Below are 630 nucleotides of genomic sequence, written 5' to 3'. Positions count from 1 at the left end.
CACGCCCTTGTTAGTCAGGTGGTCGGCCTGATAGGCGGTTTCGACGCCTTCAGCAATAACTACCAGGCCCAGCTTCATCCCCAGTTCAATTACGTTATCGGCGAGCAGTTGTGACAGCGTGTCCGACCCTATCTTGCTGACAAAGGTCTGGTCCAGTTTGATTATGTCGACCGGAAACTGTTTCAGATAAGCCAGACTCGCATGACCGGTGCCAAAGTCATCCAGCGCAATCTGCACCCCCATGGCGTTGAGCTGATGGAGCATGCGAAGGGTGCCTCCATTGTTGCGTAACAATTCTCGCTCGGTCAGCTCCAAGGTGAGGAGGACCTTGCCCGGTAAAAAATGGCTCAGAAACTGTGCGCAGTTATCCAGTAGGAGGGGGGTGTCAAAATGCGCCGCGCTGATATTCACCGCTAGGTGAAAGGGCGTGGGGAGTTGTGGCAGTTGGGTGAGCAGGGTCGGGATGACCTGGGTCATCATTTGGCTGGTCATTGGCACAATCAAACCTGACGTTTCTGCCTGAGGGAGGCGTTGTTGCCCAAATCAGCCAGCAGTCATGACTTCCCCAGCCCCAGGTAACCGCTACACTCGGGGCTTTCTGACAGGTAGGCCAAGGGTATTCAGTTTATT

1 protein-coding gene is annotated in these 630 nt (G+C 54.6%); it reads right to left on the bottom strand.

The genetic code is table 11. The features are described from left to right. The coding region (locus tag ACE1BR_RS23175) for an EAL domain-containing protein (RefSeq protein ID WP_374874434.1) at positions 1-480 on the bottom strand (480 nt) is incomplete at its 3' end. Positions 481-630: the final 150 nt, after the last annotated feature.

Origin of the sequence: Aeromonas sp. MdU4 (assembly GCF_041929505.1) — a bacterium.
Taxonomy (GTDB): domain Bacteria; phylum Pseudomonadota; class Gammaproteobacteria; order Enterobacterales; family Aeromonadaceae; genus Aeromonas.
Note: the sequence above shows the minus strand (reverse complement) of the source record. Positions and strands in the feature narration are given on the sequence as shown.